General features: G+C 57.5%; 11 protein-coding genes. All 11 read left to right on the top strand.

Annotated elements, in window-relative coordinates; all coding sequences use genetic code 11:
• Positions 1-140 precede the first annotated feature (140 nt).
• The 11 genes from wecB to R2N11_RS02140 all read left to right on the top strand — a co-directional run bounded on the left by wecB (position 141) and on the right by R2N11_RS02140 (position 15,392).
• A complete protein-coding gene (wecB, locus tag R2N11_RS02190; protein ID WP_316679958.1) occupies positions 141-1,262 on the top strand; it encodes a non-hydrolyzing UDP-N-acetylglucosamine 2-epimerase in 1,122 nt (373 codons plus the stop codon).
• Positions 1,262-2,506: a UDP-N-acetyl-D-mannosamine dehydrogenase gene (gene wecC / locus R2N11_RS02185; RefSeq protein ID WP_316679957.1), complete on the top strand. Its 1,245-nt coding sequence runs from the start codon at positions 1,262-1,264 to the stop codon at positions 2,504-2,506. Before wecB ends, wecC begins: the two co-directional genes overlap by 1 nt.
• Positions 2,503-3,537, top strand: coding sequence for a GDP-mannose 4,6-dehydratase (gene gmd, locus R2N11_RS02180; protein WP_316680031.1), 1,035 nt, complete (start codon positions 2,503-2,505; stop codon positions 3,535-3,537). The genes wecC and gmd overlap by 4 nt, the downstream gene beginning before the upstream one ends.
• Before the next feature lie 2 nt (positions 3,538-3,539).
• Positions 3,540-4,436 (top strand): GDP-mannose 4,6-dehydratase, encoded by an 897-nt coding sequence (locus tag R2N11_RS02175; RefSeq protein WP_316679956.1) that lies wholly within the window; start codon positions 3,540-3,542, stop codon positions 4,434-4,436.
• A gap of 87 nt (positions 4,437-4,523) precedes the next feature.
• Positions 4,524-5,531, top strand: a complete 1,008-nt coding sequence (locus tag R2N11_RS02170; RefSeq protein ID WP_316679955.1) for a glycosyltransferase — start codon at positions 4,524-4,526, stop codon at positions 5,529-5,531.
• Positions 5,532-5,628: 97 nt separating this feature from the next.
• Complete coding sequence (locus R2N11_RS02165; RefSeq protein WP_316679954.1) at positions 5,629-6,864, top strand: lipopolysaccharide biosynthesis protein; 1,236 nt, start codon at positions 5,629-5,631, stop codon at positions 6,862-6,864.
• Positions 6,851-8,137: a hypothetical protein gene (locus R2N11_RS02160; protein WP_316679953.1), complete on the top strand. Its 1,287-nt coding sequence runs from the start codon at positions 6,851-6,853 to the stop codon at positions 8,135-8,137. Before R2N11_RS02165 ends, R2N11_RS02160 begins: the two co-directional genes overlap by 14 nt.
• 39 nt (positions 8,138-8,176) lie before the next feature.
• Positions 8,177-10,093: an asparagine synthase (glutamine-hydrolyzing) gene (gene asnB / locus R2N11_RS02155; protein ID WP_316679951.1), complete on the top strand. Its 1,917-nt coding sequence runs from the start codon at positions 8,177-8,179 to the stop codon at positions 10,091-10,093.
• Between the two features lie 22 nt (positions 10,094-10,115).
• The gene (locus R2N11_RS02150; protein WP_316679950.1) at positions 10,116-12,263 is read left to right on the top strand and encodes a bi-domain-containing oxidoreductase; all 2,148 of its coding nucleotides are present in this window, start codon (positions 10,116-10,118) and stop codon (positions 12,261-12,263) included.
• A gap of 7 nt (positions 12,264-12,270) precedes the next feature.
• Positions 12,271-14,121 (top strand): heparinase II/III family protein, encoded by a 1,851-nt coding sequence (locus R2N11_RS02145; protein WP_316679949.1) that lies wholly within the window; start codon positions 12,271-12,273, stop codon positions 14,119-14,121.
• Between the two features lie 2 nt (positions 14,122-14,123).
• Positions 14,124-15,392 carry a glycosyltransferase family 4 protein gene (locus R2N11_RS02140; RefSeq protein WP_316679948.1) on the top strand — a complete coding sequence of 423 codons (1,269 nt, stop codon included), beginning with the start codon at positions 14,124-14,126 and terminating at the stop codon, positions 15,390-15,392.
• The last annotated feature ends 49 nt before the right edge of the window (positions 15,393-15,441 follow it).

The following is a 15,441-nucleotide window of genomic DNA, read 5'->3' as shown; positions in this document are numbered from 1 at the left end:
TTAGAATTCAGGGTTTTTCCCGAATAAACGCTTTCTTGATGGGAAGGCTGGTGCCGAGGCTGTGGGAGCAGCGGGCGGCCGGTGATGCTATGTCCGGCATTTCTGCGGAGTGCAGACAAGGTGCAATTGATATACGAACTATGAAAGTCTTGGTTGTCTTTGGTACGCGGCCGGAAGCTATCAAGATGGCGCCGGTCGTGGAGGCCCTCAAGGGGGACCCACGATTCGATACGCGGGTATGTGTGACGGCGCAGCACCGGCAAATGCTTGATCAGGTGCTGTCGCTTTTTGACATCGTGCCGGAATTTGATCTCGATCTGATGCAGCCGGGTCAGGATCTTACGGATCTGACGGCGCGTGTGTTGACGGGCTTGCGCAGTGTCTTTGATCAGTGGCGGCCGGACCTTGTATTGGTACACGGCGACACGACCACAACGATGGCTGCGACGCTGGCTTCGTATTACCACCGCATCGCAGTGGGCCATGTGGAGGCCGGCTTGCGGACAGGCAACATCTACTCGCCTTGGCCTGAGGAGATGAACCGCAAGATCGCCGGGACAATTGCGGCGACTCATTTTGCTCCGACGGAGCAAGCGTGTCTGAATTTGCTCAGAGAAGGTATTGCGGCTGAGACCGTGTATGTCACGGGTAATACCGTGATCGACAGTTTGCTGGAGGTGCACGCGCGCATTGAGCAGAGCACGTCCATGCACGACACGCTGGCTGGGCGTTTCCCCTATCTGCGTGAGGACAGCCGTCTTGTTCTCGTGACGGGGCACCGCCGCGAGAACTTCGGTGCCGGCTTTGAGAACATCTGCGCGGCACTGGCGGAATTGGCGGCTCGGCCCGACGTTCAGATCGTGTACCCGGTTCATTTGAACCCCAACGTCCAAGAGCCGGTGTCTCGCATTCTGGGTGGTTTGTCGAACGTCCACCTGATTGAGCCGCAGGACTATCTGCCCTTTGTGTACTTGATGGGGCAGAGTCATCTCATACTGACAGACAGTGGCGGGATTCAGGAAGAAGCCCCCTCGCTGGGTAAGCCGGTCCTCGTGATGCGTGATACCACAGAGCGGCCAGAAGCGGTGGAGGCTGGCACCGTGCGACTGGTCGGTACCGATCGGCAGACGATCGTCCGCGAGGCGGCTGCCCTGCTCGACGACGCTAGCGTCTACCAAAGCATGTCGCGTGCTCACAATCCTTATGGCGACGGCAAAGCATCAAGCCGTATCGTCGATATCCTTGCAAGGGAGTTTCATTAATGGCAACAATCCGTTCGGTCTCGATGATCGGCCTGGGCTATATCGGATTGCCCACGGCCACGGTGATCGCGAGCCGGGGCATCAAGGTCTATGGTGTTGACGTGCACCAGCACGTTGTCGATACGATTAATCGCGGCGAGATTCACATTATTGAGCCGGATCTTGATCAACTCGTGCACCAGGTTGTCAAAGACGGTTTCATGGTTGCCAACACGGTGCCGCAGCCGGCTGATGCATTCATGATCGCGGTGCCGACCCCGTTCAAGAATGATCATGAGCCAGACCTCGCTTACGTGGAAGCGGCTGCTCGCTCGATTGCACCTGTTCTTGCAGCGGGCAATCTCGTCGTGCTCGAGTCGACCTCGCCTGTTGGAGCGACAGAGCAACTGTCGGCATGGTTGGCCGAACTTCGCCCCGATTTGAAGTTCCCGCACCAAGCCGGAGAGCAGGCCGACGTGCATCTTGCGTACTGTCCGGAGCGTGTGCTGCCTGGCCACATTCTGCGTGAACTGATTTCCAATGACCGGATCATTGGTGGCATGACGGTCAAAGGCGCGGAGCTCGCGGCACAGCTCTACGGCACGTTTGTTCAGGGTGCATGCCTGAAGACTGATGCGCGAACCGCCGAAATGGCTAAGCTCACGGAAAATGCGTTCCGTGATGTCAATATCGCGTTCGCCAACGAGCTCTCACTCATCTGTGATCGCTTGAAGATCAACGTCTGGGAGCTCATCCGACTGGCCAATCACCACCCGCGCGTCAACATTCTGCAGCCGGGTCCTGGTGTCGGTGGTCACTGCATCGCAGTGGATCCGTGGTTCATTGTCGACTCGGCACCCAACGAGGCACGACTGATTCGTACCGCCCGCGAAGTCAATGACGGCAAACCGGGTTATGTGGTCACCAAGGTTAAGGAAGCGGCGCGCGACCTGCAGTCTCCTGTCATCGCCTGTCTGGGTCTGGCGTTCAAAGCGAACATCGACGATTTGCGCGAAAGCCCGTCGGTGGAGATCGTGCGCCGACTCGCTGCAGATGGCGTTGGCAAGATTCTCGCAGTTGAACCCCATGTCGATGCGCTGCCGGCCGAGCTTTCCGACAAGGGTGTGGAACTGGCCGATGTGGCTTCTGCGCTTGAGCGCGCCAACATTGTCTTGCTGCTAGTGGATCACGATCAGTTCAAGACGATCCTGTGGATGACCTTGCAGGACAAAACGATCATCGATACGCGGGGGATTGTCCGTTGAAAAAAGCTCTTGTTACCGGTATTACAGGCCAGGATGGCGCCTACCTGACGCAGCGACTACTGGAGTTGGGCTATCGCGTGTACGGTACGTATCGACGCTCCAGCACCGTCAACTTCTGGCGTTTGGCGGAGCTCGGCATCGAGCATCATCCTGAACTGGAGTTGGTCGAATTCGATCTGAGCGATGCTTCTGGGGTGATCCGTCTGCTGGACAAAGTGCAGCCTGACGAGGTGTACAACCTAGCGGCGCAAAGCTTCGTTGGCGTGTCGTTCGACCAGCCAATTACCACGGCGAACATCACCGGCCTGGGGACACTGCATCTGCTGGAAGCGATTCGCATCGTCAATCCGGCGATCCGCTTCTATCAAGCATCGACTTCGGAAATGTTTGGCAAGGTGCAAGCTGTGCCACAAGTCGAGTCGACGCCGTTTTATCCGCGCAGCCCCTACGGTGTGGCCAAGCTGTATGCCCACTGGATGACGATCAACTATCGCGAGTCCTACGGCATATTTGGCACCAGCGGCATTTTGTTCAATCACGAATCGCCGCTGCGCGGCAAAGAATTCGTGACGCGCAAGATCACGGATTCGGTTGCCAAGATCGTGCTGGGTCAGCTGGATTGCCTGGAGCTCGGCAACATGGACGCCAAGCGGGATTGGGGTTACGCCAAGGAGTACGTCGAGGGTATGCGCCTGATGCTGCAAGCTGATCGTCCTGACACGTATGTGCTGGCGACCAACAGAACGGAAACCGTGCGTGATTTCGTCACAATGGCGTTCAAGGCGGCAGGTATTGAACTGGCGTGGTCCGGCACGGCAGAGCAAGAAGTCGCCGTAGATGTGGCGACGGGCAAGCAACGCGTTCGCGTCAATCCGAAGTTCTATCGTCCTGCTGAGGTTGAGTTGCTGATCGGAAATCCGGCCAAGGCGTATGAGGAACTTGGCTGGCGCGCGGAAACCTCGCTCGAGACGCTGTGCAACCTGATGGTTGAGGCTGACCTGCGCCGCAATCGCAACGGCTTTTCGTGCTGACCATGGCGAAGCGCGTCTTCGTGACAGGGTTGTCCGGCTTCACAGGGCGGTATTTGCGTGACGCCCTGATGGCCGACGGTCTTGAGGTGTATGGCATTGGTCAAAGTGCGGATGAAGGTGTCCGGCATTGTGATCTGAACGACGTCGCCTCGCTTACGCGAATCATCAGCGAGGTGCGACCAGACTACGTGGTGCACTTGGCTGCCATCGCGTACGTGGCACATGATGACCCGCTCGAGTTCTATCGCGTCAATGTGCTGGGCACCGAGGCGTTGCTCAAGGCAATTCTTGCGGCCAATGTGACACCCACCAAGGTGTTGCTTGCCAGCAGCGCCAACATATACGGCAACGCGAACCAGCTACCCATTACCGAAGATGTGCCGCCCGCGCCAGCCAATCACTACGCCAACAGCAAGCTGGCGATGGAGATGATCTGTCGGAACTGGTTCGGCAAGTTGCCCATGTTGATCGCGCGGCCGTTCAACTACACAGGGTTTGGGCAAGCAGAGAATTTCCTTGTGCCGAAGATCGTCAAGCACTTCGCGTCCGGCGCGTCTGTCATTCGGTTGGGCAATCTTGACGTATCGCGGGATATCAGCGATGTCAGCTATCTCGTGGAAGCATATCGGCGCCTGCTCGTTGGCGATGCCGTATCCGAGACGGTGAACATCTGCGGTGGCAGGGATTACTCGATTGCACAAATCCTCGGCACGATGAAGGAAATCTCGGGCCACAACATCCAGGTTGAAGTTGACCCGGGTCTCGTGCGTGGCGCCGAGGTGGTTCGCTTATACGGCTCGCCGGCAAAGCTGCGCCGTCTCGTTGGCGATATTCCAGCTCCGGGCTTGAGGGAGATCCTCACGCACATGTACGACCAGTACACCGCGCAAGCCCACTGACCCTTTGCGACCCGGATGCACAGCGCTCCGCGGCGTAGCAGCACAAAACACGACTCGATATCCATGCGTATTTGCTTTTTCGCGAACATGACCAATCACGCCAATTGGCGTGAAATGTTCGAGACCGTCGAATTCTACAAGGTCGATATTGAGATCCTCAGGAGCCTCGGGCACGAGGTTGTGCTGGCCGGAGATTTCAAAAGCCTGGATAAGACAGCCGACCTGTACTACTGCTGGTGGTGGACTTACGCGTTCTATCCAATTCTGCGCTCCATGCCGAATCGCCGCCCAGTCATCGTGACGGGGGCTTTCGACTACGACACTTGCCATGGCGTGATTCCGGGTTTGTGTTACCTGGACCGTCCGCTATGGCAGAAGTGGCTCATGAAGCTCGCGCTCAAGCGCGCGACACGCAATCTCTTTATCTCGCAGTGCGAGTACGACCTTGTGACGGAGCATCTGCCGGTTCGCAATCCGGTGCTCAGCCCGTTGGCAATCAATACGGCGTACTACAACCCCGGGACTGATGTATCCCAGCGAGGCGACTATTTCTTTACGGTCAGTTGGAGTAGCAGTACCAACGCAAAGCGCAAGTGCCTGGATTCAATCGTTGAAGCCTTTGGTCGTGTGGCTCAGGCACGACCCAATCTGCGTCTGGTGATGGCTGGGAAGAAGGGAGACCACTACGACGCCTTGGTCGCCTTGGCACGCAATGCAGGTATGGAGGATCGGGTCGATTTCGTAGGCATGATTTCTGACGAGGAGAAGCGCGATCACTACCGTCGCTGCCTGGCCTATGTGCAACCAACGCTGTTTGAAGGTTTTGGGCACGCAATCGGTGAGGCTATCGCATGCGGAGCACAGGTCATTACGAGCCCATCGGGGGCGGTGCCCGAGGTCGCCGGGACGTATGCCCGGTTCGTAACGCCCAATGACGTTGGGCAACTGGCGCAAGCCATGCTCGACGTGGCTGACACCCCTAGCGATCCGGTCCTGCAGGCGGCTCAACTGCGCCATATCGAAGCAAACTTCTCCATCGAGCAGCGCAGGAAGCAGTTGGCCGACATGCTCGACGCAGTGACGTCTTCCCGCTGACGACACCGCGTTCTATTGCACGGACGCCATACACGGACCGCAAAACGTGGCAAACCTCTTCCAACTTCTGCACCGATACCGGACCGCGATAGGTGTCTTGATTCTGACTGCCTGTATTCAGGGCGGAGTCTTGATCTCGCAGTTTCTGTCCGCGTTTTTTCTGACGCCAAATCAAGTCGGCGTGATCCGGACAGTGGAGTCCATCCTGTCCATCATTGTGCTTGGTACGTCGGTTGGAGCACCTACGCTCGCGATTCGTGAAATCGCGGCCCTACGGGATGATGCAGAGCGGGCTCAGTTGTTGAAACGGCTTATTTGCATGGAGATCATTGTCGGCAGCCTCGTAGTCGTTGTCTTGCTGCTGACTCGGGGCCTGCTGTCCGGAGCAATGGTCCACTATGTTGCCTTGATTGCGGGGGTTGCGCTGCTTAGCAATACCGTTCGGGTCATTGCCGCGTTTGCGCAGGGTACGCAGACTGCGTCTGAATTTTCGGTACGCGTAGTGGTACTGACGTGCTTCGCGATCAGTGTTGTATGTTTGTTGTCTTGGTCGTTCGGGGTCGGTGGTTGGGTGGTGGGGCGTTACCTTGGTGAGAGTGCTGTATTGATCGGCATGTTGCTTGGGGTTCGCCATTATTTTCGTGGGACGGGTGGTATCAACCGTCAGGTACTTCCCAATTGGCATGTCATTTCTTTGGGCATTACGGCAAATCTAGCGCTATTTGTTCGTCTGCTCTGCGACAATTTGCCGATTTTGGCACTTGCGGCAGCAAAGGTTCCGACAGATAAAATCGGTTTTTTCGGGCTCGCATCGCTTGTATTGATGGTGCCCAACCTACTTCTTGCTGTAACGATGCAGGTGGAGTTGCCGCGCCTTGTTTCTCAACTGCACACGCCTGCCCTGATTCGCGAGCGCTTTAATAAGCTCGTACGCAACATGCTAGGCATGGCAGTACTTTTCTTTTTTTTGGTGCTTGCTGCGTGGATTATTAATCGAGAGTGGTTGCGATTGACTTACACGCCTGCCATCAACGCTCTGTTCATGATGAGCTTCGTTCTCCCGTTGCGGGCGATCACGCTTTCGATTGGCACCGTCATTACTGCGCTTGGAAAATATCGAGTTTCGGTGTATGTCAACATCGTCGAAGTTATTATTACTGGGGCATTCGCTTATCCGCTGGCAAAATATTTTGCTGTCGACGGGGTAGTTCTCCTGTTTGTTGCTGGGGCAGTGGTTTCGCTGTTGCTGCACCTCGGCGCACTTAAGCTATCGGGTCTTCTGGTATTGCTTGGCTATCAACGATCGAGTGGGAGGGCCGATGCGTCGCATTGATCCTTTTTCGCCATTATCTTTGATGATGGCATTTTTTGTCGGTGGCGTACTGTTGCCGCTATATCCGTTCCTCAACCAGGAAGATGGATTTTCGCAATTCTGGCGATTTGATTTCTCTGACCAGCTGTCTGCGGCATTACAAGCTGTATTTGGATACGGCTTCGCGATGCTGTGCTTTGCGACTGCGTATTTGGCAGTGCTCGGTGGCCGAGCGAGTTTGCGCGCGCCCACCAGGATCGTAAGTTGTTTGGGCTTTAAGAGCCGGCGTCTTCCTTTATCGTTTTACGTCATCGCGGGTGTCGCTACCGCCGGGCTACTGTTGACGATCCATCTGCAAGGTGGCTTCGAAGAAGTGTTGGTCGCTGCGAGTGATCGAACACGCGCGTCAGCAGGTATGAATTTTATTATTTTGCTGCAAAATTCATACTTAAGCGTCGGGTTGGCGTGGGCGCTCATGTTGACCAATCGGCAAAAGCCTGCATCGCCTAAGTCAATTCTGCTGTTCTCTATTTATTTTCTGGCCTCAGTTGCAATCATTGCGTTGCAAGGGGCTAAGGCCACCATATTTGTTTATATTCTTGCGTTGGCACTCGTGTGGCATTACCGGGTTCGCCGGTTTTCAACGTGGAAGCTTCTAATTTTTGGGGTGCTATTGTTTGTGCTGTTGATGATTTATCACGTCATCAAGCAAGAGTATCTAGTATTGGGGCATTTTGCTTTCACGGCATATGGCGATACGGTGGTTTCAGCCTTTTTGAAATTCCTGTTCTTGCAGTTTACCGGCAACATGATGCAGCTTCAAACCATGGCGGTGTTAATGGACGCCATGCCGAAGCAAATGCAGTTTGAATATGGTCAAACATTATTGATGATTTTTCTTATCTGGATACCATCGGTCTGGTATCCGGCAAAGCCGCTGACAGCGCCGGGAATTTTCACGATGGCGTTTTGGCCTGCCGCCTGGTTAAACGAGGGCACCACGTTGCCTCCCGGTTTTTTTGGCGAAATGTATATGAACTTCGGCTGGTTTGGTCTTCTTGGAGGCGGGCTGGTCGCAGGTTTTCTGTATGGCTGCTCCTATCGCGCGGTCCGTGCCCGGGCGGACTGTGATTTGACTCTCGGTCGGCATGCACTATTTGTGAGCTTGCTGCTGCATTATTTCCGAGGCGAAGTGGCATCCGTGACAGTGCTGTTCCTAACCATCTATGTTCCATTCTGGCTCACGATCAAGTTGTCCGCGACACGCCTACGTGTCACTCCCGCGGCATCTTAAGTCGATTGCGACACTCCTCGAATAAAAGAGATCTGAACTATGTGCGGAATTGTTGGCTACTCCGGCTATGAACCTGCAGCCATGAATCTTCGTGCCTTAGCCAGTGTGCTGGGGCATCGCGGGCCGGACGACGAAGGCCAGGTTGTTTTTGAAGCAAACAGGGTCGGTCTTGCGCATCGCCGTCTGGCCATCCAGGACCTCTCCGAGGCGGGGCATCAGCCGATGGCCACGCGCAGCGACGCTACCGTCATCGTCTACAACGGCGAGATCTATAACACGCCCGAACTCGCAGCCGAGTTGAAGGCTGATGGTGTCGTCTTCCGAGGGCATTCGGATACCGAAGTCATCCTGTACCTCTATGAGAAGTACGGGGAGGCGATGCTCAATCGCCTCAATGGCATCTTCGCATTGGCCATCTGGGACAAGCGCAAGGAGTATCTGTTCATTGCGCGTGACCAACTGGGCGTTAAGCCGCTGTACTACACCGCAGAAGGTGGCCGATTCGCCTTTGCCAGCGAGATGAAGGTGCTGCTGCGCGCCGGGTTGGCCGATACCGCACTGGATCCGCAGGCGGTGCTCAGTCATCTCGGCTACCTCTGGTCGCCCCGGGAGCAGACTCTGGTACGCGCAGTGCGCAAGGTCGAACCGGGCCACGCAATGATCGTTAAAGATGGGCGCATTGTTCGTCAGTGGCGATATTACGATTTACCTTACGACCAACCGATCATGTCGGTTTCGGAGGACGAGGCGGCCGATCTGGTTGCCGAGAAGGTTCAGCAGGCTGTGCGTCGCCAGCTCTTGTCGGACGTACCGGTGGGCGCATTCCTATCGGGCGGGCTGGATTCCAGCGCGGTGGTTGCGTGCGCGCGCAAGGCGTTGCCAGACACCCGAATCCAGTGCTTTACGATTGCCGTAAACGACGGATCGGTGGCTGACGAAGGGTTTGCAGCGGATCTGCCGTATGCGCAACGTGTGGCTCAGCATCTGAATGTGGACTTGCACACGGTCGAAGTGGGCCCGGAGATGGTTGATCGGCTGGCGCAGATGATCTACTTCCTCGACGAGCCAACTGCGGATCCCGCAGCACTTAACGCATTGTTCATCTCTGAACTTGCACGCCAGCACGGCATTACCGTGCTTCTGTCCGGCTCCGGCGGCGACGACATCTTCACCGGGTATCGCCGACATTTTGCGTTGCAGCAGGAGCGCTATTGGTCGTGGCTACCGCGTCCCGCGCGAAGCTTGCTTTCCGCTGCGGGTGGCGCGTTGCCGGTGTCGTCCCCGCTGCTGCGGCGTGTGGGGAAGGCACTGCAGTACGCCGACAAGGATCCGGCCGAACGTCTGGCCAGTTATTTCATGTGGCTGACTCCGGACCGCGCATTGGGGTTACTGAACCGCGATTTTGCGGCAACGCTGACGCCGTCCTCACTGGCGCAGCCTTTGCTGGCCTCGCTTGGACAGGTGCCGCAGCATACGGCCGATCTGAACAAAATGCTGTACCTAGAATGCAAGCATTTCCTCGCAGATCACAATCTGAACTACACCGACAAGATGGGCATGGCGGCCGGTGTGGAAGTGCGCGTGCCGCTGTTGGATCTGGAGTTGGTCGAGCTTGCTGCACGTCTTCCGGTCAACTACAAGCAGCGTGGCCGTGAGGGTAAGTGGATCTTCAAACGTGCCATGGAACGCATGCTGCCGCACGATGTGATCTATCGACCCAAGACGGGTTTTGGCGTGCCGTTGCGCTCTTGGCTGCAGACCCGTCTCAAGCCCTTGGTTGACGACCTGTTGTCGCCCGAATCGATCCGCCGTCGAGGCATCTTTGATCCAGCTGCGGTCGATGCACTGCGTCGCGCTGATCAGCAGCAACGTGTCGACGGCACATACTCGATCTTCGCGCTGGTCAGCATGGAGCTTTGGTGCCGACAGTACATCGATGGCCACTACCCCGTATAACTGAATATCGCTTGATCGAACAATGAAACAGATCCTCCAGAACATGGGCACCGGTGAAACCTCGCTGGTAGAAGCCCCCGCACCACGCGCGAGTGCCGGTACGCTATTGATCCGAACCACGCATAGCCTGATTTCTGCTGGGACGGAGCGAATGTTGGTGGACTTCGGCAGGGCGTCCTTTATCGACAAGGCGCGCCAGCAGCCGGAGAAGGTCAAGATGGTCCTCGACAAGGTCAAGACCGATGGCCTGATGACCACGGTAGAGGCTGTGCGCAGCAAGCTCGACCAACCATTGCCGTTGGGCTACTGCAATGTCGGCGTGGTTCTTGAGGTAGGAGCAGGTGTCACCGGCTTTGCACTTGGTGACCGCGTGGCGTCCAATGGGCCGCACGCCGATGTTGTGCGTGTCGGCAAGAATCTGTGCGCCAAAGTGCCAGATGGTGTCGACAGCGAGGCGGCTGCGTTCACAGTGCTGGCATCGATTGGTCTTCAAGGCATTCGACTCATTCAACCAACATTGGGTGAGTCTGTTGTGGTGACCGGCCTTGGCTTGATCGGTTTGGCCACGGTCCAACTGCTACGAGCGCACGGCTGCCGTGTGCTGGGGATCGACTTCGACGAGAGCAAGTTGGCGCTCGCCAGGGCCTTTGGCGCGGCGACGTGCAACCCTGGCTCTGGCGAGGATCCGGTTGCTGCAGCCATGGCGTTTTCGCAGGGGCGTGGCGTTGATGCGGTGCTCATCACCGCTTCCACCAAGTCAAGTGATCCAGTGAGTCAAGCGGCGCATATGTGTCGCAAGCGCGGTCGCATCGTGTTGGTGGGCGTGACCGGGCTCGAACTCAATCGGGCCGATTTCTATGAAAAGGAACTGAGCTTCCAGGTGTCCTGCTCTTATGGCCCCGGACGCTACGATCCTGGTTACGAAGAGAAGGGTAACGACTACCCGCTGGGTTTCGTGCGCTGGACGGAGCAACGCAACTTTGAGGCGGTACTGGACATGCTGGCCAGCGGCCAGCTCGACGTGAAGCCACTGGTGACACATCGTTTTGCGTTTGAGGCAGCGACCCAGGCATACGATCTACTCACGACGGACAAGTCCGCCCTGGGAATCGTTCTGCAATACGAGTCGGCTCCCGAAACGCGCACACAGCGTACGGTTGCCCTTGGAGGGCATCCCGCCACCTACGACGCGCAGAAGCCCGTGCTCGGTTTCATCGGCGCCGGCAACTATGCTTCACGCATGTTGATTCCAGCGTTCAAGGCGGCCGGTGCACAGTTCCATAGCATCGTGACCGCGGGCGGGATTAATGGCGTGATCCATGGCAAGAAGGCCGGCTTTGCAGAGGCCTCCACGGATCTCTCCGGCATGCTGGCCAATGGCGCAATCAACACTGTGGCCATCGTGACGCGTCACGACACGCATGCCAGGTTTGTCGCGCAGGCTCTGGCGGCAGGCAAGCATGTCTTCGTGGAAAAACCGCTGGCAATTGATCATGTTGGGCTGGATGAGGTTCGCCGCACGTTCGATGAGGCGCAGGCACTTAAGCCGGCCGGCGGCCCGCAAATCATGGTCGGCTTTAACCGGCGCTTCTCGCCGCAAGTGCAGAAGGTGAAGTCGCTGCTCAACGCGGTCAAGGAGCCCAAGTCGTTCATCATGACGATGAATGCGGGGGCGATTCCTCCGAATCACTGGACGCAGGACAACGCGGTGGGTGGCGGGCGCATTGTTGGCGAGGCGTGCCACTTCATCGATCTGATGCGTTTTCTCGCAGGTAGTCCGATCGTCTCGGTTCAGGCGCGGCGCATGGGTGATACCCCTGGCGTGGCTGTGACGGAAGACAAAGCATCAGTTACGCTGGGTTTTGCGGACGGCTCCTTCGGGACGATCCTGTACTTGGCCAATGGTGCGGCGAGCTTCCCCAAAGAGCGCGTTGAGGTGTTCGCTGCGGGTCGTGTTCTGCAACTGGATAATTTCCGCAAACTTACAGGCTATGGCTGGCCGGGCTTCCGCAAGATGAACCTCTGGCGTCAAGACAAGGGGCAGAATGCGTGTGCGGCTGCATTCCTGGCCGGCATCGAAAGTGGAACACCTGCTATTCCGGCAGATGAGATTTTTGAAGTTGCGCGGGTCACGATCGAGCTCGCGGAGCTGCTGCGCAGCCAGCGATGAGCGGGACATGAAGCGTCACTGGTCGACAATCAAGGTAGCTCTGGCATTAGGGCTTCCCAACATCGCACGGGCCGTGGGCTATCGAGCGGGGGTGCGCCTGGGCATCAACAAGGTCCGGCGCTTGCACGCGGACGTGCCCGAGGGGCCTTTCTTTGTCGGCACCAAGCTTTCGCCCGTCGACGTGCCTCCGGTTTCAGGTTGGGGCAATGAGGCGATGTGGTTCGGCCGCTGGCCGGTCAAAACCCAAGACGCACCGCCGGATTGGTTCACCAATCCGATGACGGGCACGCGCGTACCTGATCCCGGACGGCCATGGTGGCAGATTCTGGATTTTGATCCCGCAGTCGGCGACATCAAGTGTATCTGGGAGGCATCGCGTTTCGATTGGGTGCTTGCATTCGCGCAGCGTGCACGACAAGGAAGCGTCGAGGAACTGGCGAGGCTCAACGTATGGTTGACCGATTGGATTCGCCAGAATGCACCTTATGTCGGTCCGAACTGGAAGTGCGGGCAAGAGGCATCGATTCGGGTGATGCATCTGTCTTGTGCTGCAGTAATGCTGGGACAAATCCACGACGCGCAACCTGCATTGCGTGCACTGGTCGCGTTGCACTTGCAGCGGATCGAGCCCACGGTGCAGTACGCGATGGCCCAAGACAACAACCATGGCACGTCGGAAGCCGCCGCGCTCTTCATTGGTGGTACGTGGTTGGCGATGTTCGGGGATGCGCGCGCAGCACGTTGGGCTGCGACCGGGCGTAAATGGCTAGAAAACCGTGCTGTACGCTTGATTGGGCTACAAGGTACGTTCAGTCAGTATTCGGCCAATTACCATCGACTGATGCTCGACACGTTCAGTTGGGTTGCGGTCTGGCAACGTCTCGTAGGTGGTCCTCCGTTGTCTACAGCATGGCACGAAAAAGCGCTGGCTGCGGCCCGCTGGCTTTACGCCATGACGCAGCCGTCGACCGGCGATGTTCCCAACGTTGGGGCCAATGACGGTGCGCGGTTGTTGCCACTCACCGATGCGCCGTATCGTGACTATCGGCCTAGTGTGCACCTGGCGATGGCTTTGTTTGGTAACCAGCAAGCCTATGCGTCGTGCGCGCCGGCGCAAGCAATGCTGGCATGGCTTGACGTACCTGAGGCGGCCGAACTTGCGCCCCCCCCCGGCGTGCTGCAGGCAGACGACGGCGGGTTTACGGTCATTCGCAATGCGCAAGCCATGGCATTGCTGCGTTATCCGCGGTTCCGATTTCGTCCTAGCCAGGCGGATGCATTGCACGTGGATCTCTGGATTGCTGGTAAGAGCCACCTGCGAGACGCGGGGACGTTCAGCTACAACACAGAACCACGCTGGCTTGGTTATTTCGGTGGTACGCAGAGCCACAATACGGTGCAGTTTGACGGCCGCGACCAGATGCCGCGCCTGTCACGCTTCTTGTTTGGCAGTTGGCTCAAGACCGATTCCGTGGAGCCCGTGACCGGCATCGATCCCGTGACGACTGCTGCAGCGTATCGAGACCATCAAGGCGCGCACCATCACCGCTCGTTGCGCTTGCATGGCAACCGCCTGCAAATTCGGGATCGCATTGACGGTTTTAACGATCGCGCCGTGCTTCGATGGCGGCTTGCCCCCGGTGACTGGGGACTTAAGTCGAACAGTGTCGACGGTAGCTTTGTTGCTGTCAGTGCCGATGGGGGGCAGCGGCTGCGCGTGTCGGCTGATATTCCGATTGCGCGGTGCGAACTCGTTGAGGGATGGGAGTCTTTGTACTATCTCGAGAAGACAGCTACCCCAGTATTGGAGCTCGAGGTGGTTCGCAGCGGCACATTGATCTCCGAGTACGAGTGGTGAACATGAAAGTTTTGTATTTCCATCAGCACTTTGTGACCCCCAGGGGTACAGGCGGCATTCGCTCTTATGCCATGGCGCGTCGTCTAGTTGAGGCAGGTCATTCGGTCACCATGGTGTGCGGCAGCTTCACGGGCGGGCATACTGGACTGGAAATGCCTTTTCAGCAGGGCATGCGGCGGGGCATGGTTGAAGGCATCGATGTGATCGAGCTTGATCTGGCCTATTCGAACAGCGATGGTTTCATCAAGCGCACGGGAACGTTTCTGAAGTTTGCGCTGCGCAGCATCGGATTCGCTTTGCGTGAGCAATACGATGTCATCTTCGCGACAACCACACCGCTCACCGCCGGGATCCCAGGAATCTTCGCGCGCTGGCTCCGAGGCAAGCCTTTTGTCTTCGAGGTGCGTGACTTGTGGCCTGAGTTGCCGCGTGCGATGGGGGTCATTCGCAATCCCGTTGTCCTCTGGGCAATGGGTGTACTCGAATGGGCGAGCTATCGGTCGGCGCATCGTCTGATCGGCTTGTCCCCTGGCATTGTCGAGGGCATTGCCCACCGTGGGGTGTCGAAAGATAGCATCACCATGGTCCCGAACGGCTGTGACTTGGCCATCTTTGATTCGCCCGCAGAACCATGGCGACCGCAGGGCGTGCTGCCAAGTGATCTGATGGCGGTATTTGCCGGAACACACGGCATGGCGAATGGTCTGGATGCGGTGCTCGATACTGCTGCCGAACTCAAGCGGCGCGGCCGGACGGATATCAAGATCGTACTGATCGGGCAGGGCAAGCTCAAATCTGCGTTGGAGGCACGTGCGCAACGTGAGCAACTCGACAATGTTGTGTTCCACGCCGCCGTGAACAAGGGCAAACTGGCTGGCCTGATGGCCTCGACAGACGTTGGCTTGCAGGTGCTTGCAAACGTTCCGGCGTTCTACTTCGGCACTTCGCCCAACAAGTTCTTCGACTACATTGCAGCGGGGCTGCCGGTCGTCAACAACTATCCCGGGTGGCTCGCGGAGATGATCGCGACGCAGGCGTGCGGCTTTGCCGTGCCACCAGATAATCCTGCTGCTTTTGCAGATGCCTTGGAACGTGCCGCCGATGATCGGACCGCATTGAAAGCGATGGGGCAGCGGGCGCGGGCCCTGGCGGAGCGTGATTTTGATCGCGCCCTTCTGGCGGATCTCTGGCTGCATACATTGGAGCGGGTCGCACCTACCACGGCCCAAAAACCACCGCTGGCGTCTCACGAGAGCAAGGGGGCGGAATGAGCGAGCAACTGCAGGTTAGCCGAGCTGGTTGCCGCCACATCTTGGCAAA

This window comes from Ralstonia flaminis, assembly GCF_958415495.1.
In the GTDB taxonomy this organism is placed as follows: Bacteria; Pseudomonadota; Gammaproteobacteria; order Burkholderiales; family Burkholderiaceae; genus Ralstonia; species Ralstonia flaminis.
Note: the sequence above shows the minus strand (reverse complement) of the source record. Positions and strands in the feature narration are given on the sequence as shown.

Excerpts from the sequence above, each read along its gene's own strand:
- wecB (WP_316679958.1), top strand. The coding sequence starts at position 141 with ATGAAAGTCTTGGTTGTCTTTGGTACGCGGCCGGAAGCTATCAAGATG.
- wecC (WP_316679957.1), top strand. The coding sequence starts at position 1,262 with ATGGCAACAATCCGTTCGGTCTCGATGATCGGCCTGGGCTATATCGGA.
- R2N11_RS02175 (WP_316679956.1), top strand. The coding sequence starts at position 3,540 with ATGGCGAAGCGCGTCTTCGTGACAGGGTTGTCCGGCTTCACAGGGCGG.
- R2N11_RS02170 (WP_316679955.1), top strand. The coding sequence starts at position 4,524 with ATGACCAATCACGCCAATTGGCGTGAAATGTTCGAGACCGTCGAATTC.
- R2N11_RS02160 (WP_316679953.1), top strand. The coding sequence starts at position 6,851 with ATGCGTCGCATTGATCCTTTTTCGCCATTATCTTTGATGATGGCATTT.
- asnB (WP_316679951.1), top strand. The coding sequence starts at position 8,177 with ATGTGCGGAATTGTTGGCTACTCCGGCTATGAACCTGCAGCCATGAAT.
- R2N11_RS02150 (WP_316679950.1), top strand. The coding sequence starts at position 10,116 with ATGAAACAGATCCTCCAGAACATGGGCACCGGTGAAACCTCGCTGGTA.
- R2N11_RS02145 (WP_316679949.1), top strand. The coding sequence starts at position 12,271 with ATGAAGCGTCACTGGTCGACAATCAAGGTAGCTCTGGCATTAGGGCTT.
- R2N11_RS02140 (WP_316679948.1), top strand. The coding sequence starts at position 14,124 with ATGAAAGTTTTGTATTTCCATCAGCACTTTGTGACCCCCAGGGGTACA.